This window comes from Streptomyces sp. bgisy159, assembly GCF_057707805.1.
Window position 1 is genome coordinate 1 of sequence record NZ_JBYIQX010000046.1, and the last position, 22,301, is coordinate 22,301.

The 22,301-nt window shown below is 67.1% G+C and carries 39 protein-coding genes; 4 read left to right on the forward strand and 35 right to left on the reverse strand.

The features are described from left to right. Positions 1 to 917: 917 nt before the first annotated feature. Both AC3ET3_RS30315 and AC3ET3_RS30320 read left to right on the forward strand, forming a co-directional pair. Positions 918 to 1,769 carry a helix-turn-helix domain-containing protein gene (locus AC3ET3_RS30315; RefSeq protein ID WP_435613249.1) on the forward strand — a complete coding sequence of 284 codons (852 nt, stop codon included), beginning with the start codon at positions 918 to 920 and terminating at the stop codon, positions 1,767 to 1,769. Further along, complete coding sequence (locus tag AC3ET3_RS30320; RefSeq protein WP_435613250.1) at positions 1,769 to 1,984, forward strand: DUF397 domain-containing protein; 216 nt, start codon at positions 1,769 to 1,771, stop codon at positions 1,982 to 1,984. Before AC3ET3_RS30315 ends, AC3ET3_RS30320 begins: the two co-directional genes overlap by 1 nt. Positions 1,985 to 2,048: 64 nt before the next feature. Here AC3ET3_RS30320 and AC3ET3_RS30325 read toward each other — a convergent pair whose 3' ends face one another. From AC3ET3_RS30325 to AC3ET3_RS30340, 4 genes are all read right to left on the reverse strand, one after another. Beyond that, positions 2,049 to 2,696, reverse strand: a complete 648-nt coding sequence (locus AC3ET3_RS30325; RefSeq protein WP_435613251.1) for a DUF2637 domain-containing protein — start codon at positions 2,694 to 2,696, stop codon at positions 2,049 to 2,051. A gap of 88 nt (positions 2,697 to 2,784) precedes the next feature. Then, positions 2,785 to 3,027, reverse strand: a complete 243-nt coding sequence (locus tag AC3ET3_RS30330) for a hypothetical protein (protein ID WP_435613252.1) — start codon at positions 3,025 to 3,027, stop codon at positions 2,785 to 2,787. A 454-nt stretch (positions 3,028 to 3,481) separates the two neighbouring features. Beyond that, complete coding sequence (locus tag AC3ET3_RS30335; RefSeq protein ID WP_435613253.1) at positions 3,482 to 3,694, reverse strand: hypothetical protein; 213 nt, start codon at positions 3,692 to 3,694, stop codon at positions 3,482 to 3,484. Between the two features lie 72 nt (positions 3,695 to 3,766). Beyond that, a complete protein-coding gene (locus tag AC3ET3_RS30340; protein ID WP_435613254.1) occupies positions 3,767 to 4,315 on the reverse strand; it encodes a hypothetical protein in 549 nt (182 codons plus the stop codon). Positions 4,316 to 4,934: 619 nt separating this feature from the next. Between AC3ET3_RS30340 and AC3ET3_RS30345 the strand changes: the two genes are divergently transcribed. After that, positions 4,935 to 5,162, forward strand: coding sequence for a hypothetical protein (locus AC3ET3_RS30345; protein WP_432157821.1), 228 nt, complete (start codon positions 4,935 to 4,937; stop codon positions 5,160 to 5,162). A 14-nt stretch (positions 5,163 to 5,176) separates the two neighbouring features. On the opposite strand, the gene AC3ET3_RS30350 is transcribed toward AC3ET3_RS30345, so the two are convergent. The 16 genes from AC3ET3_RS30350 to AC3ET3_RS30425 form a co-directional block, all read right to left on the reverse strand. Continuing rightward, positions 5,177 to 6,025, reverse strand: a complete 849-nt coding sequence (locus AC3ET3_RS30350) for a superantigen-like protein SSL4 (protein ID WP_432157820.1) — start codon at positions 6,023 to 6,025, stop codon at positions 5,177 to 5,179. A gap of 113 nt (positions 6,026 to 6,138) precedes the next feature. After that, entirely contained in the window at positions 6,139 to 6,318 is a 180-nt protein-coding gene (locus AC3ET3_RS30355; RefSeq protein WP_435613255.1) for a hypothetical protein, read from the reverse strand. 41 nt (positions 6,319 to 6,359) lie between these two features. Beyond that, positions 6,360 to 6,734 (reverse strand): hypothetical protein, encoded by a 375-nt coding sequence (locus AC3ET3_RS30360; protein WP_435613256.1) that lies wholly within the window; start codon positions 6,732 to 6,734, stop codon positions 6,360 to 6,362. Between the two features lie 40 nt (positions 6,735 to 6,774). Further along, a complete protein-coding gene (locus AC3ET3_RS30365) occupies positions 6,775 to 7,077 on the reverse strand; it encodes a hypothetical protein (RefSeq protein WP_435613257.1) in 303 nt (100 codons plus the stop codon). 127 nt (positions 7,078 to 7,204) lie between these two features. Beyond that, on the reverse strand, positions 7,205 to 7,684 hold the full coding sequence (locus AC3ET3_RS30370) for a hypothetical protein (protein WP_435613258.1): 480 nt from the start codon (positions 7,682 to 7,684) through the stop codon (positions 7,205 to 7,207). A 54-nt stretch (positions 7,685 to 7,738) separates the two neighbouring features. Further along, positions 7,739 to 7,885, reverse strand: a complete 147-nt coding sequence (locus AC3ET3_RS30375; RefSeq protein WP_432157815.1) for a hypothetical protein — start codon at positions 7,883 to 7,885, stop codon at positions 7,739 to 7,741. A gap of 34 nt (positions 7,886 to 7,919) precedes the next feature. Next, positions 7,920 to 8,696 (reverse strand): hypothetical protein, encoded by a 777-nt coding sequence (locus AC3ET3_RS30380; protein ID WP_435613259.1) that lies wholly within the window; start codon positions 8,694 to 8,696, stop codon positions 7,920 to 7,922. Between the two features lie 177 nt (positions 8,697 to 8,873). After that, positions 8,874 to 9,095, reverse strand: coding sequence for a hypothetical protein (locus tag AC3ET3_RS30385; protein ID WP_435613305.1), 222 nt, complete (start codon positions 9,093 to 9,095; stop codon positions 8,874 to 8,876). Then, complete coding sequence (locus AC3ET3_RS30390; protein WP_435613303.1) at positions 9,092 to 9,481, reverse strand: DUF7169 domain-containing protein; 390 nt, start codon at positions 9,479 to 9,481, stop codon at positions 9,092 to 9,094. Before AC3ET3_RS30390 ends, AC3ET3_RS30385 begins: the two co-directional genes overlap by 4 nt. A 176-nt stretch (positions 9,482 to 9,657) precedes the next feature. Then, complete coding sequence (locus AC3ET3_RS30395; RefSeq protein ID WP_435613260.1) at positions 9,658 to 9,996, reverse strand: HNH endonuclease; 339 nt, start codon at positions 9,994 to 9,996, stop codon at positions 9,658 to 9,660. A 101-nt stretch (positions 9,997 to 10,097) separates the two neighbouring features. Then, the gene (locus AC3ET3_RS30400; protein ID WP_435613261.1) at positions 10,098 to 12,017 is read right to left on the reverse strand and encodes a DNA polymerase; all 1,920 of its coding nucleotides are present in this window, start codon (positions 12,015 to 12,017) and stop codon (positions 10,098 to 10,100) included. Further along, positions 12,014 to 12,430 (reverse strand): hypothetical protein, encoded by a 417-nt coding sequence (locus tag AC3ET3_RS30405; RefSeq protein WP_435613262.1) that lies wholly within the window; start codon positions 12,428 to 12,430, stop codon positions 12,014 to 12,016. Before AC3ET3_RS30405 ends, AC3ET3_RS30400 begins: the two co-directional genes overlap by 4 nt. Beyond that, positions 12,427 to 14,904, reverse strand: coding sequence for a phage/plasmid primase, P4 family (locus AC3ET3_RS30410; protein ID WP_435613263.1), 2,478 nt, complete (start codon positions 14,902 to 14,904; stop codon positions 12,427 to 12,429). Before AC3ET3_RS30410 ends, AC3ET3_RS30405 begins: the two co-directional genes overlap by 4 nt. A 152-nt stretch (positions 14,905 to 15,056) precedes the next feature. Continuing rightward, positions 15,057 to 15,473: a hypothetical protein gene (locus AC3ET3_RS30415; protein ID WP_435613264.1), complete on the reverse strand. Its 417-nt coding sequence runs from the start codon at positions 15,471 to 15,473 to the stop codon at positions 15,057 to 15,059. Further along, entirely contained in the window at positions 15,448 to 15,612 is a 165-nt protein-coding gene (locus tag AC3ET3_RS30420; RefSeq protein ID WP_432157807.1) for a hypothetical protein, read from the reverse strand. Before AC3ET3_RS30420 ends, AC3ET3_RS30415 begins: the two co-directional genes overlap by 26 nt. Positions 15,613 to 15,775: 163 nt before the next feature. Then, a complete protein-coding gene (locus AC3ET3_RS30425; protein WP_432157806.1) occupies positions 15,776 to 16,105 on the reverse strand; it encodes a hypothetical protein in 330 nt (109 codons plus the stop codon). A 207-nt stretch (positions 16,106 to 16,312) separates the two neighbouring features. Between AC3ET3_RS30425 and AC3ET3_RS30430 the strand changes: the two genes are divergently transcribed. Further along, positions 16,313 to 16,495: a hypothetical protein gene (locus AC3ET3_RS30430; protein WP_432157805.1), complete on the forward strand. Its 183-nt coding sequence runs from the start codon at positions 16,313 to 16,315 to the stop codon at positions 16,493 to 16,495. Between the two features lie 90 nt (positions 16,496 to 16,585). Here AC3ET3_RS30430 and AC3ET3_RS30435 read toward each other — a convergent pair whose 3' ends face one another. From AC3ET3_RS30435 to AC3ET3_RS30505, 15 genes are all read right to left on the reverse strand, one after another. Further along, positions 16,586 to 16,789 carry a hypothetical protein gene (locus tag AC3ET3_RS30435; protein WP_432157804.1) on the reverse strand — a complete coding sequence of 68 codons (204 nt, stop codon included), beginning with the start codon at positions 16,787 to 16,789 and terminating at the stop codon, positions 16,586 to 16,588. Continuing rightward, on the reverse strand, positions 16,786 to 16,965 hold the full coding sequence (locus AC3ET3_RS30440; RefSeq protein ID WP_432157803.1) for a hypothetical protein: 180 nt from the start codon (positions 16,963 to 16,965) through the stop codon (positions 16,786 to 16,788). Before AC3ET3_RS30440 ends, AC3ET3_RS30435 begins: the two co-directional genes overlap by 4 nt. Next, positions 16,962 to 17,099, reverse strand: coding sequence for a hypothetical protein (locus tag AC3ET3_RS30445; protein ID WP_432157802.1), 138 nt, complete (start codon positions 17,097 to 17,099; stop codon positions 16,962 to 16,964). Before AC3ET3_RS30445 ends, AC3ET3_RS30440 begins: the two co-directional genes overlap by 4 nt. Beyond that, the gene (locus AC3ET3_RS30450; protein WP_432157801.1) at positions 17,096 to 17,308 is read right to left on the reverse strand and encodes a hypothetical protein; all 213 of its coding nucleotides are present in this window, start codon (positions 17,306 to 17,308) and stop codon (positions 17,096 to 17,098) included. The genes AC3ET3_RS30445 and AC3ET3_RS30450 overlap by 4 nt, the downstream gene beginning before the upstream one ends. After that, entirely contained in the window at positions 17,308 to 17,526 is a 219-nt protein-coding gene (locus tag AC3ET3_RS30455; RefSeq protein WP_432157800.1) for a hypothetical protein, read from the reverse strand. Before AC3ET3_RS30455 ends, AC3ET3_RS30450 begins: the two co-directional genes overlap by 1 nt. Beyond that, complete coding sequence (locus AC3ET3_RS30460) at positions 17,526 to 17,786, reverse strand: hypothetical protein (RefSeq protein ID WP_432157799.1); 261 nt, start codon at positions 17,784 to 17,786, stop codon at positions 17,526 to 17,528. The genes AC3ET3_RS30455 and AC3ET3_RS30460 overlap by 1 nt, the downstream gene beginning before the upstream one ends. Continuing rightward, positions 17,786 to 17,980: a hypothetical protein gene (locus tag AC3ET3_RS30465; RefSeq protein ID WP_432157798.1), complete on the reverse strand. Its 195-nt coding sequence runs from the start codon at positions 17,978 to 17,980 to the stop codon at positions 17,786 to 17,788. The genes AC3ET3_RS30460 and AC3ET3_RS30465 overlap by 1 nt, the downstream gene beginning before the upstream one ends. Beyond that, a complete protein-coding gene (locus AC3ET3_RS30470) occupies positions 17,977 to 18,135 on the reverse strand; it encodes a hypothetical protein (protein ID WP_432157797.1) in 159 nt (52 codons plus the stop codon). The genes AC3ET3_RS30465 and AC3ET3_RS30470 overlap by 4 nt, the downstream gene beginning before the upstream one ends. A 74-nt stretch (positions 18,136 to 18,209) precedes the next feature. Next, positions 18,210 to 18,950, reverse strand: coding sequence for a phiSA1p31-related protein (locus tag AC3ET3_RS30475; RefSeq protein WP_435613265.1), 741 nt, complete (start codon positions 18,948 to 18,950; stop codon positions 18,210 to 18,212). 73 nt (positions 18,951 to 19,023) lie between these two features. Then, positions 19,024 to 19,788: a phiSA1p31-related protein gene (locus tag AC3ET3_RS30480; RefSeq protein WP_435613266.1), complete on the reverse strand. Its 765-nt coding sequence runs from the start codon at positions 19,786 to 19,788 to the stop codon at positions 19,024 to 19,026. Further along, positions 19,785 to 20,063 (reverse strand): hypothetical protein, encoded by a 279-nt coding sequence (locus AC3ET3_RS30485; RefSeq protein ID WP_435613267.1) that lies wholly within the window; start codon positions 20,061 to 20,063, stop codon positions 19,785 to 19,787. The genes AC3ET3_RS30480 and AC3ET3_RS30485 overlap by 4 nt, the downstream gene beginning before the upstream one ends. A gap of 1 nt (position 20,064) precedes the next feature. Then, on the reverse strand, positions 20,065 to 20,652 hold the full coding sequence (locus tag AC3ET3_RS30490; RefSeq protein ID WP_435613268.1) for a DNA (cytosine-5-)-methyltransferase: 588 nt from the start codon (positions 20,650 to 20,652) through the stop codon (positions 20,065 to 20,067). Next, on the reverse strand, positions 20,624 to 21,133 hold the full coding sequence (locus tag AC3ET3_RS30495) for a DNA cytosine methyltransferase (RefSeq protein ID WP_435613269.1): 510 nt from the start codon (positions 21,131 to 21,133) through the stop codon (positions 20,624 to 20,626). Before AC3ET3_RS30495 ends, AC3ET3_RS30490 begins: the two co-directional genes overlap by 29 nt. A gap of 4 nt (positions 21,134 to 21,137) precedes the next feature. Continuing rightward, entirely contained in the window at positions 21,138 to 21,389 is a 252-nt protein-coding gene (locus AC3ET3_RS30500) for a hypothetical protein (RefSeq protein WP_432157791.1), read from the reverse strand. Between the two features lie 89 nt (positions 21,390 to 21,478). Then, the gene (locus AC3ET3_RS30505; protein WP_435613270.1) at positions 21,479 to 22,255 is read right to left on the reverse strand and encodes a recombination directionality factor; all 777 of its coding nucleotides are present in this window, start codon (positions 22,253 to 22,255) and stop codon (positions 21,479 to 21,481) included. Between the last annotated feature and the right edge of the window lie 46 nt (positions 22,256 to 22,301).

Sequence of the window (22,301 nt, forward strand, 5' to 3'; positions counted from 1 at the left end):
GAAGATCCGGTGTGATTGCTACCTTAGCGTACCACCGACCGACCTGCGGGAATACGAAAGCCCCGCTCACCGGACCGGCGGGGATCCAGTGAACGGGGCTTCACCGCCCGCCGGCCGCCCTCCACGGGGGAGAAGGACGCAACCGTCTCGGCGGGCGCCTCCCCGTCTTCGACGTCGGGGAGGAGCTGGGACGCCAGCGGGGGTGCAGTGGGCCGACCTCACCGGCACTGCGGCCCCCGCTGCGCCCTCCACGCGCGACGCACGGGCGCCGCACGCGGGTCTATGGGGGCGGGGAGACCGCCCAGGTGTATACGCCAATCCGCTGGCCGTTGAAGTACACCGGCCCCCGGTGATTCTCCCGGCCGTCGTGCGGCGAGTTGGCGCACGTCACTACGACGCCGGAAAGGTCCCGCCTGCGGGTGGCTTTCTGGAATGCGACCGTGTCGGCCGGCAGCTTCGTGCTGGCGTCGCACACCCTCAGCCGGCCCGTCATGACGCCTGCCCGTGGATCGCCTTGTGGTGCGCCCGCATGACGCCGACGATCGCGCCGGCCTGAACCGGATTGTGCGACGGATGGCCGGGCGTCGTCGCCGCCACCCACTCCCGCTCCATACCCCTGCACGCGCCGCACCCGGGCCACGGAGCGGGGCGAGTGAATACCGGGCCGGGTACTTCCGTGTACCCGGTGTCAGACATCCGTAACGCCATCCCCGCACCTCCCTGGATTCGGGCGCACGGCTGTGCATTTCGTCACTCGCCGTACGCGGAATGGCACGACCAGTGTGACCACTGAGCAGACACGAGTGCAACCCAACCGCGAAAGAATGCAGAATTGCACTTCGATCACCCATTGGTTCACTCACTGTGGAAAGCTGTGTGCGCACCAGCGACGAACACCGGATGCCAGGGGGTGAGGTATGGCTGAGCCGACTGTGCGGAAGCGCCAACTCGGCGGCGAGCTGCGCCGTCTGCGCACCGCGAAGGGCCCCAAGATCGACGATGTAGCGAACAGCGTCGGCATGCCCGGATCGAAGCTGTCGCGCATCGAGTCCGCACGCCTGGGCATCAAGCCGGCCGACCTTGACGCGCTGCTCGACATCTACGACGTTGAGGACGCCGGGAAGCGTGACGTCCTCCACTCCATCGCGCGTCACGGCGGGGTCCGCGGGTGGTGGCAGACCTATCGCGACGTCATCTCACCCGCGTACGCAGACCTGATCAGCCTGGAGGCGGAGGCCAAGAGTCTTCGGACGTACCAGACGTCGCTCATCCCCGGGCTCCTCCAGACTGCTGCCTATGCCCGCGCCACGCTGGACGCGCTCAGCATGACAGCTACGTCGGCGGAGGTTGACGCACTCGTTGACGTCCGCATGGCGCGTCAGGCGGTGCTTTCCCGCCGGGAGCCGCTGGAGCTGTGGGCCGTCATCCATGAGGCGGCACTGCGCCCGAGGGTCAAGGGTGACCCCCAGATGATGCGCGACCAGCTTCAGGTGCTGCTCGACAAGCAAAGACTTCCGCACGTCTCGATACAGGTACTGCCGCTCAGCGCACCTCCCCACGTGGGGCTGAGCGGGAGCTTCGCCGTCGTGGGGTTCCCGGAGACAGCCGATCTCGACGTTGTCTATCTGGAGAACTTCACGTCAGCCCTGTACGTCGAGGATCCTGCGGAAGTGAGTCGATACGGGTCGGCCTTCGAGCGTCTTCGCGCGGCGGCCCTCCCCTTCGACGAATCGGCCGACCTCGTAGCTCAAGTGAAGGACTCGATCTGATGAACATCATTCCCGACGCCACCGCATCCGGCTTCGACTGGACCAAGTCGTCGTACAGCGGCAATCAGGGCGACTGCGTGGAGGTCGCTCACGGCGCCGTCCCCGCAGCTCTCCCCGTGCGTGACAGCAAGCGCCCCAGTGGGCCGGCGGTGGTCTTCGCCGACGCCACGTGGGGCGTGTTCGTCGACGCGCTGAAGCGTGGCGACGTGGCCTGACGCACAACGCAGAAAGCCCCCGCCGGGTGACCCTGGCGGGGGCTGTTGTGTGGTTGAGCCGCCTTCACGGCGCCACGGGGCGCAGGGCGTACAGCGTACGGACCTCGTCGAGGTCGACGCGCGGTCCGTCGGGGGTCTGGAACTTCACGAGTCGCGGCCGTCCGCCGTTGGCGGCACCCCGGACCGTCTCGACGGCAACGCCGACGACGTCCGCAGCCTCCTTGTAGGTGACGAGAACGGGCGCAGGAACGGCCGGAACGGGCTCCATGGCCTCTTCCTCCAACGGCTCCGTGGCAGGCGCCTCAGCGGTCGTGTGCGGCTCCGTGGCGGGCTCCTCCGCGTGTGCCTTGCGGCTGTGGACGAGGAGGGAGCCGCCGAAGAACGCGAGCACCGGCCAGCCGGCGACGAGGACACGGAGGGCCGTCGGGGGGTGTGCGAGGTCGAGGACGCCGGACGTCGCGATGTTGGCGCCCATGGACGCACCCATGGACAACAGGAACCACGTCCACGGCGCACGCTTCGAACGCCCGTCCTTCTCCCGGATCTGCGCCCACGCCATGACCAACAGCAGGTCGACGCTCACCGGGTACGCCCACGCCTTCCACCCGCCCTGGCCGGCGGCCTCCGCCACGTCGTGGATGTGCGCGAAGGACAGTGCGGCGGCGATGACGGCCTGAATCAGCAAGGGGTCGCGCAGTCTGGCGGCGTTCATGGCTCCTCTTCGTGTGCATGTGGTGTGAGTGGTTGGTGAACCGGAGCCCCCGTCACCGGAATTGACGGGGGCCCGGATGAGGAGAGGATCAACTGATCGACTTCGGGTCGGCCTCCAGGAAATCACCCTCACGGAACTTGCCCCGGGCGACGCCGTCCGCACCGTAGAGGGTGGCGTATCCGTCCCCCGCCGGCTCCCACCGGCCCACAGTGACCCGCGCGAAGCTCGCCCAGCCCTCTACGAGGACGACGGTTCCGGGTACCGCCTGACGGGCGGTGATGACGACGCACGATGCGTCCAGCCGTGTGCCGTTCGGGTTGTGACGGTCCATTGCAACTCCCGCGCGTTGGTAGTGGGTTGACCGCTCCACAGAGAGCAGAGCTGCCACGGCGGGTGAAACGTGATCCTTGAGGAGGTCTGCCCAGTCTCGCGGGTGCTCTCCGCGTCCTCTTCGGCATCGTCAGTCCCGTGGTTTCGCCTGCACAGCCAGCACGTACAGAAGGTCTGCTCTCTGTGGAGTTGTCCCGCTCGGCTTCAGCGAGTGCCTTGCGTTGACTCAACTATGACACACCTATGTCGACCACCACAACTCCATTAGCCAGACAAACGAGAGTCGACTCACACTCCCTCCGCAATCAGCGCCACCCGTCTCCCCCGCCTGCCGGCCAGCGTGACCACGTACCCGCCGCGGACCCTCGTCGTCTCCTCTCCGCGCCTCACGGCCTGGCGGAGGAAGTGACGGTGTGCCGTGTCGTCGACGAGGACGGAGGGGCCGTCCTCGAACGTCAGGCGGTAGCGCACGGTACGGCGCGCCTGACGGTGATGGGGCGGTTCGCGGGGATGACGGCGTCTCCCCCTTCGGCGAACGTGACGTGGACGTGGCCCCGAAGGGCCGTGGGCCACGTGCTCTCGGCAGCCGTCCGCACGTGGCCGTGGAGGACGAAGACGTCGCCCTCGCGGATCTCCCGGGCGGTGATGTGAAGTTCGGTGGTGGTCATGGTGCCTCCTACGAGTGACTCGCACTACAGAAGGAGCCCCCGTCACCGGAATTGACGGGGGCTCCAGGGGTGTCAGGCAGCGAGCACCGGACGCCCGGGGATGCCGGCCAGGCGACGGATCGCGGCGACGATCACGACGACCTTCGGGTCCGTCGGCTCCTGCGCCCAGCTCCCGGCGGAGTGGCGGACGGCGCTGGTCGCCCACGCGTGCATGTACGCCTCGTACTCGTCCTGGCTGAAGTAGCCGGAGCGGTACCACTGTTCGACGGTGTCCGGGGTCATCTTGGACATGCGGTAGGCGTTGCACTCGACGCAGTGGACCGTCATGAAGTGCATGTTGCCCGGCTCCGCCAGGGCGGGGCACGTGGTGGCGGGGACGTCGACGGTGACGGGCTCCAGCTCCTCCGTCGGCTCCTCGATGATCTCCGACGACTCCTCGGCGATCACCTCGTCCGTGGGGCGGGCGTGCTCGTCGCAGGAGTAGACCGGCCACGAGTAGTCGCCGTGCGTCTGCTTGACGTGGCGGACCCGCGTCGCCGGAGCACCGCACGGCTTGTGGCCGAACTCCGTGGCGGTGCCCCACGATCGGGTGATCAGTCGGTGAGTGGCCTCGCAGTTCATGGTGTCTCCCTCGCCAGTAGCTCTTGATGTGACTTCATAGTGACACACATATGTCGGCCACCACAACCCAGTTAGCTAGGCGAACGTGAGCCGATTGGCGCTCCTCCGCCACGACTGCCGCTCCCGCCGGCGCTGAGCACGTCGGGCGAGCGCCCTCCACTTCCCCGGCGGCTGTCCGCAGCAGGAGCAGTCACGGCCCCCGGGACCGTCGGGGCAGAAGCGTCCGAGCATGCGCATGTGACCTCCAAAGTTGGCGCTGAGCTGCGAAGTTGGGCGCTGACGTTGGCTTGGTGTACCTTCTCCGGCGAGAAAGCTGCGGCGTTCCCGCCAGGGCGCTGCGTGAGACCCCTATTTCCCGTCGACGGGTCGTTTCCCCGTCGACGCTGCGAGGCTTCTGAATGCCTCATGAGGGCGGTTGTTGTGCCAAACAACCGTTCGCCCGCATCGAAGGTACGAAGTATTGAGTGTCGAGCCATCACCCGACCTCAACGAAAGGTCCGCTCCGGCGGAGCGTGGTTCAGCGGGCGCCACGTCGACAGGTGACTGTCCTTCGTTGAGGTTTGTCGTGCCGCCGTACGGGCGGTGCCCTCTCGAAGGACGAGCTTTGAGAGGGAGAGGCATGTCGTTCGGCAGCGTGGCGCAGGAGCTTGCGATGACTGCGCCGTGGGTGCTTGCGGCCATCATCGTGGCCGTCATTCTGATCGTCGTTACCGGCGGACTCGTCGGTCTCGTCGTCGTGCTTCACGGGACGACGGAGGCCGCACGGCCCGTGATCATCCACGCTCTTGGCGACCTGTTCCGCGCACTGGGGGACTTCCTCCGCGCCCTCTTCGGGCGTCGCAAGTGAAGGGCGCCAGTGCTTCACGTCCGGTGCAGCAGCGTGAACCCCGTCCCGCTTCCTACGCAGGTCTGGAGGACGAGGTCAGCGCTCCCGAAGTCGGGGATCGCTCCGCCCTGCCGGTTGACGTGCATGTGCGTGTACGCGCGGTACGTTCCGGCGAGCGGGCCGGATATGACGCGCACCGTGCGGCCGACGGGTACCGTCGCGAGCCACTGGTAACCCATGTAGTTGTGGCCGGCCAGGATCCGCCCCGCGTACATCGTCAGCGCGCCCGCGTCGATGCACGGCTGCGGAGCTTTCTCGCAGACCTGGTAGAAGCTGATGCGGATGTCTGCCGGCGGCTGCGTGGTGCGCGGTCGTTCGGTCCGGGACGTCGGGGACGGGGCCGCGAGCGATGCGGAGGGCGAAGGCGTCAGAGACTCGCGCTTCCCGCTTCTCGACGTGTGCGGCGCCGGTCGAGGCTCCGGACGGTAGGGGTGCGGGGAGGCCGGCGACGGCGTCACGACGGGCGCGGAGACGACGTCAGAGAGCCGAGGAGTCGGCGTCTGCGCGTCGGGGGCGATGGCCACGGCCACGGCCGCGACCGTGGTGACGGATGCGGCGACAACGGCCGCGCGGAAGGGGAGCCGGGAGGGTCGGCCCGTGTGGGCGAGCTGCGGCCTCGGACCCGCGTAGTACCGCATGAAGCTGAGGGAGTCAGCCGCCCTGTATGTGGCCAACTGACGCTGAGCTTCGTCGCCCAACAGCTCGTACACCTTCGTGGCCGTGACGCCCTGGCGGTGCGTAAACCGCCAGACGTCGGGTCGGATCTCTTCGGCGTAGACGCGGATGTTGTCGGCGTCTCGGCTCTTGTAGACCGGGAATGCCACTGTCCCTCCAGGTGGTTAGGTCGCTTCGAGTGCCCCGCCGCGGATTCGAACCGCGCGCCCGCCGGCACTGGGGGTGCCGGGTGAGTGGGCGATACCTAGACGGGGCGGGTTACTCAGGCGCTGCGGTCGATCAGTCGGAACAGTTGCTTCGTGACGATCTCCAGCCGGCCGAAGTAGTACGCGGCGCGCGACGGGTCCGCTCCCATCTCGTCAACGATCTCCTTGTAGCGCTGGCGCAACTGCTCCAGCTCGTCCGTGTCCATCGCTCCTCCTACGGCCTGGCCGCTCAACACGGGCAGGCCCTTGTGTGTACGCCCCTGTGTGGGCGTTTTGGCTAGGCGTAACGGACCTCGACGACGGGGCGCTTGTCGTCGCCCTCGTAGCGCACGGTGCGGCTCCAGCAGGGGGCGCAGAGTCCGACAGTGCGTCGGGTCGGCTCTCCCGAGCGGTTCACGATGCGGTGGGTCTCTGAGTCGGCGGCGAACGCCATGCCAACGTCGCGGCAGCACGCTTGGCACTCGTACTCGCTCCGCCGGAACACCGTCGTGCCGGACAACGAGAGCGCGGGTTCGGCAGCCATGGCGGCGTCCGTCCGGTCGTACCGTGCGCGGGCAACACGGCGGTTGTGCTCGTAAACAGCCCGCTCCAGTTCACGCTTGCTGCGGTACAGCCGCATGGCCACGAACTCTGCCGTCTGGTCGCTGCGCATCTCGGCTCCTCCTTTTGGCTAGCCCCGGAGGGCGTTTCGGCTAGAGCAAGTGGCTCACGCTGTGACGCGCGGCAGCACGCTCGACCGCACGCACGCCCTGAAGAGCGGTCTTGCAGGGAGTTCCGAACTCGTTGTCCGCGACAGGGGTCGCGCTCCAAGCGTGGAGTCGCCACACCCAGCCGCTACCCCGTGGGTTCGGCTCCACGATGGCGTACACGTCACCAGAGCCCACCTTGTAGTGCATGAACGCGTTCTCGTCGGCGTTCACCGCACTCCACGAGTCAGGAACGGCTCGGAGTGCACCGATGAACTCGTTGCCGTAGATGTCGGTAACCGTGGCCATTTCGTCCCCTCCCCTGGGGCGCCCCGTGCGAGGCGCCCCGTCAGTTCCTTGCGTGACTCGACTATGGCACAGATATGTCGGCCACCACAACCCCCTTAGGCAAGGAAGCGTGAGTCGACTTGCGCTCCTACTCGCCGGCCAGGAACTCCGCCAGGCGGAGGAGGTCCGCGGCCGTGTGCGGGGTGTCGGCGAGGAGGGACTTCGCCTTCGAGACGAGGGCCTCACGCCCCGGGCAGGCCGGCGCCGGTTCCGACACCTTGCGGACCTCCACGGCCCACACCTCGCCCGCGTCGTTCGTGTCGACGAGGTACGGGAGATCGTCTTCGTCGATGGCCGTGACACGGCCCGTCAGCCCCTCGTACTCGCTGCTGTACGACCGGTACTTCACGATCTCGACGAGGTCACCGACCTTGACGAGGCCGCTCTCCGCGTCCGCGCCGGCGTCGGCGAGGAGGTTGCGGGCGAACTCGGCGAAGTCGTCGGGGCGTACGTAGATGTGGTTCGAGATGTCGGAGCGCATCTCCAGACGTACGTCCCCGTCGGCGTCGACGATGCCTGTGAGGGTCTCGTCGCCCGAGACGCGGCAGGTGAGGGTGTACTCGGCCATGTTCTCTCCTCTGTGGGTAGCTGATGGAGCGTGAGTCGACTCACGCTCCTCGGATCAGAGCTGTTCGACGGAGATTCCGTCGGCCGGCGTTGAGTCGGAACGGGACTCCACCGCGTACATCACGTCGTCGCCCCAGAGGGCGGCCTCATCGGGGCGCACGCCGGAGAGGTCATAGTCGTCGAGGGAAGGAAGTCGGGTCATGGTCGGTGCTCCAGTTCTGTTGTAGGTGTGTGACTCACGCACAGATGCCGTGATCGGCAGCCACGCGTCGGGCGGACTCGACGCCACGGGACCTGAGGCGACGCAGGGCGGCCGGGCGGACGCTCAGGTCGGCGCACGTTTCCCGCTCGTCCTGCTGCGTCATCCCAACGCCGTAGAACGCACGCAACGCGAAGGACTGGCGCGCCGGGATCTGCGTCATGAGCCAGCGGGCCAGGTCACAGCGGCGCCCGGCGTCGGCCGCCTCATAGGAGGTGTCCGGGATGACGTCGGCGAGGGTCATCTCGTCGTCTCCGGTCGACGTGCCCGGCCCCGAAAGCGGCCGGTCGAGACTTTCGGCGTCGGCCAGTGCCTCCACCACGGACACGAACCGCTCGCGCTCCATGCGGTTCTTCGGGTTGCTGCATGTGGAGAGCGTCTGCCACGCCTCCTCGACGTCGCCCTTCGCGCTCCACAGCGCCCGCTTGACGCGCAGGACGGACGTCGGGTCGACGGTCAGGGCCGCCGAGGACCGGACGGCTTCCTCCATGATCCGGCGACGGGCCGCCTGGAAGACGAAGGAGGAGAGCTTGGCGGAGGAGGCATCCGTCCGGTAGTCCCGCACGTGCTGAATGAGAACGGCTCGCGCTTCCTGGAGGAGGTCCTCCGCGTCCTCGCGGCTCGCTCCCGGGGCAGCGGACCGGATCATGCCGGTGAACATGGGGTCGAACGCTTCGACGATGGCCCACATGGCGTCGGAGTCGCCCGCCTGCGCGGCCGTGATCTGCTCGTCCGTAACCTCGATGCGGGCCATTCGTTCTCTCCTCTGTGAGTGCCTTGCGTACTTGGGTTATGGGGCGCAGACGGCCGGATGTGACGCGAGGGTGTGAGTAATGCATGTGACCTGAGTCACACAGTGATGGAGGTATGAGAAAGCCCCCGTCCCGCGTGGGAACGGGGGCCGTGAGGAGTGTGAGTCGACTAGCGCTTGTCAGGTGGTGAAAGGATGTACCGGGAGTCCGGCCGACTCCGCGATGGTCACGTCAGCCACGGCGACCGGGCACTTCTCCCAGCCGGCCAGGCAGTACAGGGCCGTCGCGGTGGCCCACTGAAGTACGGCCGCGTAGGCGGGGACACCTCCGAGGAGCCCTGCCGCTTCGGCGATTGCGCCCACCTCGTCGTCAGTGCTCTGCGGCCCTGTTACAATGATCAACTTTCCCCCTGGGTGGAGGACGCGTCCTCCCCTTCCCAGTGGGCCAGGGCGCGATCCATGGATGCGGAGACGCCGCGAACCACCGCTATTGCGTACGGCAGTTGGTCAGCGCCGTTCTTCAGTTCTGCTTGAAGAGCCCCACGGCGTTCGCAGATCGCCGTGTCCTCCGTCGGGCGGTTAGGTCCGTGCGTCGCCTGCCGGCCCGTTCCGTCCGCATCCACTCCGGGCCGTCGGCGACCCGGCATGGTTACTGCGTCGCCGTACGCGGTGACGAACTGTCGAATTTCGGTCACTGCTCGCTCAAGAGCGTCGAGGAAACAGACCATCCGTGCTGCATTTTCGGCGTGGTCAGGACTGTAAGTCACACAACCTCCACAGGCAATCATCGTGCGGCCGGATCCAACCCCCTCATAGGTACGCTTTGTTGGGGATAGTCCGGTTTCCAACTTCAGGGCGTCCACCCCGTTTATGTCGGTCGACCAATTTCACCTGCGGTTATGTCGGTCGACACACCCCGGAGTGGCTGGTTCCGTTGTTACGAAGTCGTTACCTCGTGAAGGAGTCATGGAGGCTCGTGTGGCGCCTGACGGACCCGCTCCGTGACCGCCTGGTCGTCGTCAGTGAGGCATTGACCAGCGGTTTGTGACAGCCAGTCAGCCACCTCAGTAGAGCCTTTCGACCTATTGCACTCGTCGCACGCGGCGGTCAAGTTGAACCACTCGTGAACACCGCCGGCCGCAAGCGGACGAACGTGGTCCACCTCTGCTACAACCATCCGGCCAAACGAGGCGTCACAGTAGGCACAGGACCACTCGTCGGTGTCCTCCCACCGTCGCAGAACGTCACGGCGTGACGGGTGAAGCGGTGGCTCCGGAGGGCGCAGAAGGGGCAAGGTGCGCATGGGACGTGGTACGGACCGCACGGCGGAGGGACGGAATCCCGCCACCGTGCGGGCAACTGCGGTCTTCCGTCCGAGCGTTGGGACCGCAGACCGGGCGGACGTCACGCTGCCAGCCCAACGCGTTCGTACCACTCGTCTTCACGTGCGCGGAGCGCCTCGTCGTACTTACCGTCAGGGCCCTTCATGTACAGGGAGCCCCACGACCGGCCACCGACCTCCGGGTCCGTGTCCAGAGGGACGCCGAAGAAGTCCATCCGCATGGCCTCCCCGACCTCCCGCGCGACGTCGTCCGCCACGTCGGCCGGTGCCGATCCGAGGCATTCGTCATGGATCGGGAGGAGGAGGTACTCCGTCAGACCCCGGTCGTGCATGTTCAACAGGGCCTGGCACAGGACGTCGCGCGCAGTGCTCTGAACGGCGTAGTTCGTCGCTGCGTAGACCCGGTCCCGGTCCAGCGGCACGCGCCGGCCAGTCGGGGTGAGGACGACGTACCCGTTCGCCCGTGCCTCACGCTGGATCCGGTTCGCGTACCGGCGAATGCCGGGGTACACGCGGTCGTAGGCTGCAATAGCCGTCTTAACCTCAGCGATCGGGGCGCCGGTCTGCCGGGACAGTGTCGTCGATCCGCCTCCATACACCTTGCCGAAGCCCACGCCCTTGCCCATCTTGCGGTGCGCCTTCGTGAAGTCGGGACCCCAGATGAGTTCGGCCGTGAAGTCGTGCAGGTCGCGCCCCTCCGCGATGGCCCGCTTCATGGTCTTCTCGTCCGCCAGGGCCGCCAAGACACGCATCTCCACAGCGCTGTAGTCGACGGAGAAGATCCGGTGCCCAGGGTCAGCGAGCAACGCGCGGCGAATCGTCCAGTCTCCCGACGGGAGTTGCTGGAAGGGCGGACCGGAGATGGACATGCGCGCGGTCCGGGCCTGGAGACTGTTGATCTTCGGGTGGATGCGGCCGTTGACGTCGAGCCCATCGCGCATGGGCAGGGCGTACGACGTCCGCCACTTCCCCGCTCGCTTGCTGTGCAGCACAGCGTCGGCGAGCGGGTTCGGTGTCCGCGTCCCGCGCGGCTGCCACTGCTGATCCAGGTCGGCCAGGTCGAGGAGAACGGACTTGTCCACCTTCAGGGCGCCGCTCGCCGTCTTCTCCGTCAGCCGCTCCCCCATGCCGACGAGTGCCTCCGCGACCTGCTTCGGGGCATTGACCGACGTCACGCCGTACTTCGCAGCCTTCGCCGCGTGGAGCTGCGCCTCCTCGTCCAGCCGCTCGACGAGGCCGCGGACGTAGTCCTGATCGACCAGCATCCCGCGGCGCTCCATGAGCGCGCAGACGTACATGACGCGGTGCTCAAAGTCCACGAGTGCCTGACGGACACCGACCCTGCGAAGCCGTTCGACGCCGATGGGAAGCCACCGGGAAACGAGGATCGCGTCAAGGCCGGCGTACTGGAGGTAGGTCGGGTGGTTGATGTCGATCTTCCGCCACCCCGTCGCCTTCGTCTCGCCGATGGAACGGAAGACTGCGGTCAGGTCTTCCTGCGTGTCCGGCGCCGACGGGTCGACGTCCCTCGCGCACAACTCCTTCAGCTTGAGTCCGTATCCGCCCTCGTGTCGGGGTCGCGAATCGAACAGATGCGCGATAATCTTCGAGTCCGTCACCTTGGGAGCCAGCGTCGCCAGCGGCACCCCAAGGTGACGGTCCAGGACGAGGAGATCGAAGGTGGCGTTGTGGAAGACGAGACGGGGCAAGGCATCGAACGCCCACCGGGCGGTGTCCGCGGTGCGGTCACTAACTTCTGTCTGAAGGACCCATGCGTCCCGCGCGTCGCCGAACTGCGCGGTTCGGAGGCGGTACGTCGGGCTGAAGGTGTCCAGGCCCGTGGTTTCCGTGTCCGCCCCGATCATGACGCCGGCGTGCGCCTGACGCTCTGCCCACCGACGGAACTCGTCGAGGTCCGCGGCCGTCTCTGGGACGCGGGTCATCGTCTCTTCGCCCGCGATGGTGTAGGGGAAATACTTCACAGCCCCATCACCTCCGCCCGCTTCTTTGCGACGCGCTCCGCGTGGGACTTACGGGCGCGCTCTTCCTGCGACAGGTCCGCGACGGTCGCCACGGTGAAGTTCAGCGGGCGCCCCACAGACATGCCGGTCGTGTAGACGTGTGTCGAGCACTGTCCGTCGTACTCCGACGCATCACGCACGGATACCGACGACCACTCACGCTCTACGTCTCCAGTCGTCGCGTCGATGCGGGTCCAGAGCTTCAGGTCGTGACCCGGAATGAACTCCGGCCCGCGCGCCGGGTGCGGCTCCACCTCACCACCCACCGTGTCCGCGTACCGTCGCGCCGCCAACTCATCAAGGAAGACGCCGCGGATCCGGTAGTCGCTGTACTCGCCCGACGTCACGACGTAGGCAGTCTGCTGGTCACTCATGCTGCGTTCTCCTTCGTCTGCCCGAAGATGTCCGTGTCCGTGGCGGGCTCGTCGTCCGCCGGCTCTGCGCTCTCCACCTGAAGCTCCATGTCCGTCTTCAGCCGGAGCCCCTCGAAGCCCCAGCGCCCGCCCTTCTTCGCCTTCGGGAAGCCACGGCTCTCTAGCTCGACGCCCAGCGCCCACCCGGAGAGCACTTCCTTCCGGCTCAGCCCCGCGTCCTGCGCCCACTCCGCGTAGGCGCGGCGGATGGCCATGGGGGCGACGCGTGCGCCCTCCTCCTTCACACACCGGGCGACGAGGAACTCCTCCAGTCGGTCTTCCGACTCGCGGTAGTCCTGTGTCGCCGCCTGGACGGAGGCGGGTTCCTGGAGGCCGTGTGCGTACCACTCCATAGCGCCGCGCACGGCCCACGCGAGGATGCCCTCCGCCTCCTCCCGGAGTTTGGCGGGGAGAGACGGGTCCGCCTTCGAGCCGCGGAAGGTGGCCTCGAACGGAACGAGTTTGACCCTGCGCCAGATCCCCAAATCCTGAGACAGGATGGCGGGCTTGTAGTTGCCGGCGACGAGCAACAGGAACGACGGCACGTAGGTGAAAGGGTTCTGATTCAGGAACCGTGCCGTCACCGGGTCCCCGCCCGTGAGCTGCTTGACGAGTGCCTCCGCAAGGCGGCTGTACTTCTCAGTCTCGCTCGCCGTCACGAGTCGTGCCCCTCGGAGAGAGGCAAGCTCCGGTGACGCCTGGCCAACGGCCGTGCGCTGCTCGAACGTGCTGAACTCCGTCGACTTCGTGATGCCGCGGAAGACGTACAGAGTCGCGTCCAGGAACGCGCTCTTCCCGTTCGCTCCGCCCCCGTGGAGAAAGGCGAAGCACTGCTCGCACGTCGACCCGGTGATGCCGTAGCCGACGAGGCGCCGCATGTACCCGGGCAACTCCGGATGATGGGGGAATATCTCCGTGAGGAACTGCTCCCAGCGTGGAGCCCGTGCGTCCGGGTGGTACGCAACGTCGAGCCGCTTCGTGATCATGTCCACTGGGGTGTGCGGGTGGATCCGCCCCGTGCGGAGGTCGACCGTCCCGTTCGCCACGGACAGCAACTCCGGACGGGCGTCGAACTCGTCGGCCGACGCAGGGACGCCGGGGACGCTCGGGAGTTCCTTCAGGATTCCGTCGATGTGCTTGTTGGTGAGCGCCTTCAGCGCAAGCTTCCGCTCGAAGTCGCTGCCCTCCGCAATCATCTCGGCGCCCATCCGGTGAAGCGCCTCGCGTACGGCGTGCGGGGCCGGTGTCCAGATCGTTCCGTCCCAGACGAGAAAGCCCAGCCCACGGGCGTAGCGCACTCCCCCGCCGGCGCGTCGCATGTAGTCGCGCAGCCGCACGGCCAGGCCGACGTCTGTGCTGTCGAACATCTCTCGCGCGGAGGCGGACATCGCCTGAAGGGCTGTGTCCGTGTCCTGTGTGTCGACGTCCGTCGAGGGTGCAGGGGCGGAGACGGGAGCCTCCAGCTCTACGACGGCCGCCGCACGCACGGCACGGTGCAGCTCCGCGGGGAACGCGTCTGGGGCCCGCTCCCTCCACGCGGTCAGATCCTCGCCCGGGTTGGGGAACGCGAGTCGCCTCACGATGGTGCCGTCCGACTCGACGAGCGCCTTCGCGAGCGCCCTCGTCCCCCGCTCGCCCGCGCTGTCCGGGTCGAAGGCCAGGACGACGTCACGCCCGGCGAGGTGCTTGACGAGTTCCGCGAGAAGGGCCGCGTTACTGGCCAGCGCAGCGCCGCGGATGACAAGCGCGTCGTAGCCGACGCCCACGGACGTCAGACCGTCGCCCGGACCTTCGGTGATCAGGATCGTGTCGTAGCCCGTACCGGCCCGCAGTACTCCGTACTTCGACCACGTCCGACCTTCCACGTTCGTCAGGGACATCCACCGGGCAGGACACTTCTTCGAGATGTCCCGGCCCTGGAGTCCCCGAACCACGCCGTCGAAGCCAACGAGCGGGACGGTGATGCGGGGGTAGCGGGTGAAGGAGCGGGACAGCCACGGCTGAGACCGGGCACCCGGTGCGCAGTACCCGACGTCAAGGTCACCGGCCACGTCCGCCGAGATGCCGAAGCGATCGAGGATGTAGGCGCGTGCTGCCTCCGCGTCGTCACCCGCCAGGGCGGATGACGTCTCGTCGACGAACGCGCGGAGTCCGGCGATCTCCGCGACGCCCACGGCCTCCGCCGGCTTCGCGCTGACGGTCGACGCTCCCAAGTCGTTGACGACGTCGAAGAGGTCCGCCTCACGAAGCCGTGCCTCGTCGAGGATGGACAGCTTCTCGCACCCTGCGCGGCAGACGAGGAGGAGCTTCCCGTCGTTTTTAAGCGTGAGCTTGAGGGACGGAGTCCGGTCGTTGTGCGCGGGGCAGAGCGCAAGGTAGCCGTCGTGCTCCTCCTCCACGCCGTCCAGTCGCCCCAGGATCTCGGACAGTCGCAAGGTCTCTCCCCTCTCGTGCATGCGGAAGGGGACGCCCCCAGAGGGACGTCCCCGGCGTTGTGCTGCGATAGTGCGTCGGCCCAAAGCTGTTAGGCGAGCGCATATGAATGCCGTAGCATCGGTGACTCGCGTTACCTGCTACTCAGCAGCCCTCACGCTGCCTCCCGTAGCTCCTCGTCGATGTCGTGCCACCTGTCGAAGTCGGCGTCCTGGAGCGCCTCCTCCATGATCTTCAGTCGGTTGATCAGTCGCACGTCCGTTCGCACGTCGCGCACGACGTAGCCGTCCGCCACGCCCTTCATGCGTCGTTTGACGACCGCGCAGCCGAACGGTTGACCGGCGTGGATGGCCTCCCGGTTGGCCTGCGCGATGTAGTCGGCGAGAGTGATCGTCTTCTCCGCCTTCGCCTCGACGGCGTGGAGGTAGTAGCCGGCCAGGTCGCCAATGTCACGGGCGCCCATCTGCACGTTGCGATGGACGCCCGGGTCGTGGTGCTCACGCAGGTAGGCGACGAGTGCCGACTCCCACGCGGTGCCCTTCTGCTTACTCGGATTGCTCGATGTCCTCACCTCTCACCCAGACTTCGACAAGCTTCAGCTCGCCGTCGGTGTCGACGATTTCGGGCTCCGACTCGACGCGCCAGGCACGCCCGCCGTACGTCAGTCGGCCGTCGCTCTTGCGGGCACGGCCCTGCGTGCTGTCCGCCATGTCTCCACCTCTTCCCCGCCCCGGCGACGACGCTGTCACCGTGCATGTATCCATCCGGCTTACCCGGGAGGATGGTGTTTGAGACACCTAACGAGAGAACAGGTGTGCGGGGCACGGGCATGCACGGTACCTGCACAGATGTGACCGGGAAGTGGCCGAACGGTCACGCCGCGACGAGCAAACCCCCGCCCCCTCCGCCGGCGTCGACGAGGCGGAGTCCACAGGGTGCGCCGAACTCTCCCGACTCGATGACGCCGTCCCCGCCGAACTCACGGAGTAAGGCCACGCGGTCGGACGCGTCGATGCGGTCGGCGTACGGACCCCAGATCTTGCCCTCCGGGTAGCGGAAGGCGCTCACGGTCTGGACTACTCGGAACACTGCGTCCTCCTCGTCGTCGCCTCCGTTGGCGACTGTTTGTTCGCGGCCTAACGGCTGTCGTAGGATCCAGACCGGAGAGGGCGCCGCAAGCACGCGCCAGCTCAGGACTTTCACCTGACTAGTTGTTCGGTCTTGCGCGTAGTTTCAGCTAGCCCGTACGTAGACCAACTATGGTTTCCGATCTCAACGAAGACACCCCGCGTACACCGGGGGCGCAGTCGGCGGGCGCTGCGCTTGACAGGCATCCGCCTGCCTTCGTTGAGATCTTCGCGTTCTGCGGAGTCTCTCGGAAGCGGCGGCTGACACCGTCCGGGAGGCGGGATGTGGGCCGTTCTGGAGCAAGTGGCCCTGGCTGCTCCGCAGATCTTCCTCTGCGTCATCGTGTCGTTCGTCCTCATGATCCTTCTGTCGCTCGTCATAGCCCTCCGCAAAGCGGAGGCATCGGAGCGGCCCGAGATCATCAGGGCGCTTGCTGACCTGATGGCGTTCTGGAAGAGGCGGTGAGCCCCAGCCACACCACGGCGACGACGAGGGCCAGCGCGGGGATCAGAACCGGAAGGTAGGTCAGGATCGTCAGGAAGTCGCCAACGCTCCTCACCAGATCTCCCGAATGATCACGATCGCCTCGCCGTTGTCCAGCTCGTCTACGGCGTCGATGATGGCGGAGGCTGCCATCAGCTCTTCGCCCTCCCGCAGGCTGTGAAGTTTGGTCCCCTCGTGTACGGGCGGGATGACGAACTCCTCCCGCTCGCCGTCACGGCGCTCTGTCGTGACCTTGTGCACGTTGATGCGGCTCACTCGGACTCCTTCATCTCCTCGACCGCACGGCCGACGACGCGCGGAATCAGGTCGCGCAGCTTGTTGCGCTTCGTCAGCCCCGGATCCTTCGCAAGCCACAGCAGTTGCTCAGCCTCCGCGGCAGTGAGATAGAGGCAGATCGGGTGCACCTTCCGGCGCTTGAAGTAAGCCCTCACTCTGCCTCCAGCTCCCTCATGAACTCCTCCGTCAGCCACGGCCACGAGGCGTAGACGCTGCGCGCGAAGGTGAATTCCACGGGCTCCGCATCGGGGACGGGGCGGACGATGACGGTGTCCGGTTCGCGGATCACTGGACGTCGCTCCACTCCGTGTAGGCGGACTGGATCTGCGCCGACTGCACCCACTCCTGTTTCGCGTACGCGGTTCGCTGCCCGCGGGCCGCTCCGATGCTGTTGAACGGGCCAAAGAAGCGGACGGTCTGACCTCTGTGGTCAGGGGTGTGGCGCGTCACCTTCAACCGGTAGACGTCGTCATCGTCGCCAACCATCTGGCGGGCCATCAGTCCTCCTCCTCGTCGCCCCAGTAGTCGCCGAACGACAGTTCGCTGTCGACCTCGCCGAACACGTAGTGAACCCACCGGGTCTCCACGGCCTTGACGTCCGGGTCGGCGCGAAGGTCAGCAACGGTCTTCACCACGTCGTCCGGGTAGATGTCGTCCTCGTTGCCGCTCTTCCAGCGGATAGAGACGTGATAGGTTCCGCCGTCGAAGACGCCCATCAGAGGTCCCCCTTCGCTGCGCTGTACGCCAGGTCCATGGCGTCGCGCACGTCCCGGCTGCTCAGCTCCTCGCCGTAGGCGCACTCCCGCAACTCCGTCTGAAGGTGCGCAACATCGTTCGCTGCGAGAGAGCGGACGAGCGCCTCAAGCTCCTCGACGAACCCCGCTTGTCGGTATGCCTTGTCGCCCCACCAGTCGGCGAACTTCTCCCAGACGGCCGGCGTTATGCGCCGCTCCTCTTCGTCTCCTGAGATGACCATTACCTCTCCTCTCGTCTCATCACAACCACCTGCGCACCCCGTGCCAGCGCCACCCCGGCTGCCTCCCAGTACTTCGGGAAGTCCTTCCGGCTCGTCGCTGCGGGGCGGATGTAGACCAGGTCTCCCGGGCCGGCGTCACGGACGTCGCCCAGAGCGGGGGCGTTCGCGTCGTCGATGACGTGGAAGGCGCTCACTCGATGCCGCTCAGATCAGCGGACAGCTTGCGCGCGTCGTCGATGTCTTCGACGTCCCCGAAGTTGTCGATCAGTCGCAGTCCCGCGCGAACGAGGTTGAACTCCCGCCGGCTCAGCTCGATGACCACGGTCTCCGGCTCACGTACCTTCGCCATGTTCCGTCTCCTCTCTGTCCTCCTACGCCCAAAGCCCCCGGGCCACGTGGGCACCGGGGGCTGAGGAATGTGGGTCAGACGCGGGTGAGAGGGCCGTACTTCTCGATGGCCTCCGGAAGGGTGAAGCCGCACCACCCGTAGGGCACGGTCGGCGTGCACTGCGCCTGCACAACCGACGAGTCCTCCGGGTTGCGGCGGAGTGCCCAGTAGTCGCCGTCCTGGTCGCGGTACCGGGCCGACAGGTCGTAGACCACGCCGTCGTGGACGGCCACGGTGTCGGCCGGAACCTTCTCGAAGTCCTGCGGGCGGAACGTCCACTCGCTCATGCGTGCGCCGGGGCCAGCGTTGACCTTGATGCGGAACTCGTCCCAGAAGTCGTCGGTGCACGCCGACTTCACCTCGAACAGATCGCCCGCCTTGACGTCGGCGTGGTAGGCGTAGTCCTCCAGGATCCTGACCACGTCGCCGACCTTGACCGGCTCGTCCGCGGCCTCCGGCTCGACGGCCGTCAACGAGTCAGCGCCGTTGTGGCCGACGCGGCCGTCCTCCTCCTTCGTGGCGTACCACTCGTAGTCGCCGTCCCGGAACGGGCCCGCTTCGATGGTGTAGGTGGCGCCGGAGTACCGGCCCTTGACCTTGTCGCCGACGGCGAACGTCGCGGCCGGGGTCAGCAGGGAGCCGGACACCGTCCGGTGGTGGCCGTCGTCCCCTTTGAAGAAGTACCCGCAGCCGCCGGGGGTGTCGTACGGGCCGTACACGATCTCACCGCGACCGAAGACGGAGTTGACCACCTTGTCGCCGACCTTGAACGTCATCTTCTCTCCTCCGTGAGTGGCTCATGTGAAGGCCCCCGGATCGTCGGTGTCCGGGGGCCGTGCGGTGGGGTGGTCAGGCGGTGACGCGGGTGAGGGGACCGTATCCCGCCGCGACGCTGAAGGAATCGCCGTCGTACTCGTCCCGCGGCTTGCTGCCGATCAGGCCGACGACCTTGTCTCCGAACCGCGCGAACTCCCACACGTCGCCGTCCCGGTCGCGGTACTTTGCCGACAGGTCGTACGGCACGCCGTCGTACTCGTAGACGTCCTCGTCGGTGACTCGCTCGACGGCAACGCAGTTCCAGCGGCCGTTCAGATCACCGTGCCTGCCCCGACCGTCGCCGAACTCGACTTTGAAGGCGAAGTAGTTGTCCGGCGCGCACACCTCCACAACGGTGCCCACCCGACCGTTGAAGCGATGCGCCCCGCCCCCGTCGTCATCCGTCACTCGCACCCGGTCGCCGACCTCGATCGGTCGCTCCGCCTCAGCCTTCCGCATCACGCTCGCAAGCGCCGTGAAGGTGCGGACGTCGTCCGGGTCGGCCGGCTCGTCGACGAGCTTGACGACGTAGACGTCTCGGTCGTCGAAGGGGCCGTACTCGACGGTGGCCTTCGCGCCAGCGCGGGTCGTCAGAGCGACGACGTCGCCGACGGCGAACGCCGGGGTGGTCGGGATCTCGGAGAGCACGTCAGGGGTGACCACGACCTCTCGCCCGTTGTCCTGACGGACGAGGTACCGGGTGTCTCCGAACAGGCCGGTGTACGGCCCGTAGGTCACCTCCACCTCTCCGCGGACGTCGTGCTTGACCTTCTGCCCTACCTTGAACGTCTCCGTCACTTGCTCTCCCCCTCGTTGGTGTCGGCGATCACGACGACGTGCTCAGCGCTGACGGTCCGGACGGACGTCGTCTTGCGCGCGATGAAGCCGGAGTCCCGGCCCGTCGGGCGGACCTTCAGCATCGGGACAACGCGCCCGGTCCGCCGGTTGGTCTGCGTCTCCAAGACGATGGCCTCCGAGTTGCGGACCCGGTTTCCCTGGCGCGTCGGGTACGCGATGACCACGCCGGGGCGGATCTCCGCCCCCGTGAAGTCGGTGAGACGGGCTTTGCCCATGTCAGCTCTCCTCCGTGTGTCCTTCTGTGAGTTCCTCGTGCAGCCGCTCCCGGAGGAAGCGGAACGCCTCGTGCGCTTGCTGAGGACAGACCCCGTTACCGATACGGCCGATCTGCTCCTCACGCGTGAGGTCCGGAACGTCAGTGACCCACCCGTCGGGTAGGCCCATCATCCATTCCGCGAACTTCGGCGCGAGCTTCAGCCCACCGCGCGGCCCGCGCATGAGGGGGACGGGGGCCTGCCGCCCCATGAACATCTCCCACCGGTACACGCACTTCGCGAACGGCCCCCACCACTCCGCAGGAGTGTGCGGTCCGTCATCCGCAACGTCGTCCGGGTCGACGTTGAGGAGGAATACCACTTCGTCCTCCAGCGTCGGCCCGTGACCGCCGGCCTTGCGCTTTTCGGGATGCTGCGCGGATCCGTTGTTGGCAAGGTTGGCGGTCGGCGTCTTGAAGATCTTCTCCGCCTTCTCCCTAGGGAAGAGGCGGGCGAGGGCGGTCACGAGGTCGTCACCGCCCGACCCTTCACGGGTCCGCTTGGCCAGGTCGGGGCCGCGCTTACCGTCCGACTCCATCGGCGTCGGCAAGTGTGGCAACGCAGAACCAGCGGTCCCGATGGTGCGGAGCCCCGATGTCGGAAGCTCGAAGAGCTGTCCACGCCGCGTCATACCCGATCTCGTGAAGCGATGTGAGCACTGCTGCTTGTCCCCGATTTCGGAGTGCTCCCACGTTCTCCAGGTAGACGTGTCGGGGTCGAAGAATCCGTATGCCTTCGGCGATGTTGAACCAGATGCCGGAGCGCTCACCCTTGATTCCCTCCCGTCGACCGGCGTTGGAGATGTCCTGGCAGGGGAACCCCGCCGTAATGGTCGTGATGTCCTCGTCGAGGAGGACGCCCCAGTTCTGGTACCGGACGTCGCCGATGTTCGGGGCGTCGGGGAAGCGGTGCGCCATGACTCGGCAAGCGGCGCCGTGAACTTCAGCGACGACCGTCACCTTGTCGCCCGTCAGCGCCTCCACCGCGATACCCAGTCCGCCGTACCCGGCGCAGAGTTCGAGGATCGGCATGCGGTCACCCCGCTCGGAAGGACTTGATGACGACGCCCGCCGGGCCGTCGTTCTCCAGCCGCTCGACGGTGAGGTTGGAGCCGTCGCGCTTGAAGCCGCGGAAGTCCGGGTCCCAGAACGCGTAGTCGTCGTAGAACTCTTCCGCACCGTTCGTCGCGATCTTCAGTGCGGTCGCCTCGTCGCCCGCCCGGACAACGATCGCTTCGTACTCGTCGTAGTCGGTGTGGTCCGTCCGGGACACCAGGAACAGGGCCATGCGTTCTCTCCTCAGTGTGCGTAGAATCGTGAGAGACGCCCGCTCCTTCGCGCCGGAATCGTGAAGGAGCGGGCGTCATGCGGCGTCGCTCAGGCAGCCGCAGGGAGGTCAGCCGGCTCAGCGGCCTCGTAGGCGCCGCGGACCTTGATGACCGGCTTGTTGTAGCTCACCGTCTGGCCGGCGCGCGGGCCCTTCTGCGGGGTGTAAGTGACGTTCTCGATGGTCAGCGTCGCCAGGACCGGCGTGCCCTCGACGTCGTTCTCCTTGTCGCCGGCGTTGCCGTGCTTGTCCAAGTCGGCGAACAGCGGGCCGAGTGCCTCGACGAGCTTCCAGCTACCGGAGTTGAAGCGGAACTTGCCCAGGTCCGGGGCGTCGGCGAGCCGGAACTGCACGTCGACTGACGGCTTCGGCCCGCGCATCTTCGTCGCTTCGAGCTTGCGCTCCGCGATCAGCTTCGGGCAGCCGCACGACTTGCCCCGGTCCTCCTCCGGGCTGAGGTAGGCGAAGCCGTCGCAGTGGTGCGTCAGGCCGGCGCCCGGCATGAAGAGCTTGAAGGACGCGTCGACGCCGTCCGGCTCGATGATGATGCTGACGGTCTTCGCGTCGGTGAGGATCTGGAGGTTGTCCTCGTTGTCCGTCTCCCACTCCTCGACCTCACCGCCGAGGAGCTCGGCGATCTTCGCGGCGACGGTGGGGTCACCGGTCGTCACCCGCCACTCGTTCAGGGACTCCGGCTGCTCCTTGCCGCCGATCTTGACGAGGCGGCCGGACCGGAAGCGCCCGGCGAAGTCGTCGGAGAAGGACGAACGCTCCTTCGGAGCGGCGTCGGGGTCGGCGTCCCAGATGTTGCGGAGGTTGTTGGCCATGCGTGAGTACCTCTCGTAGGTGTCGTGTGCGTGGCTGTGTGCGGCC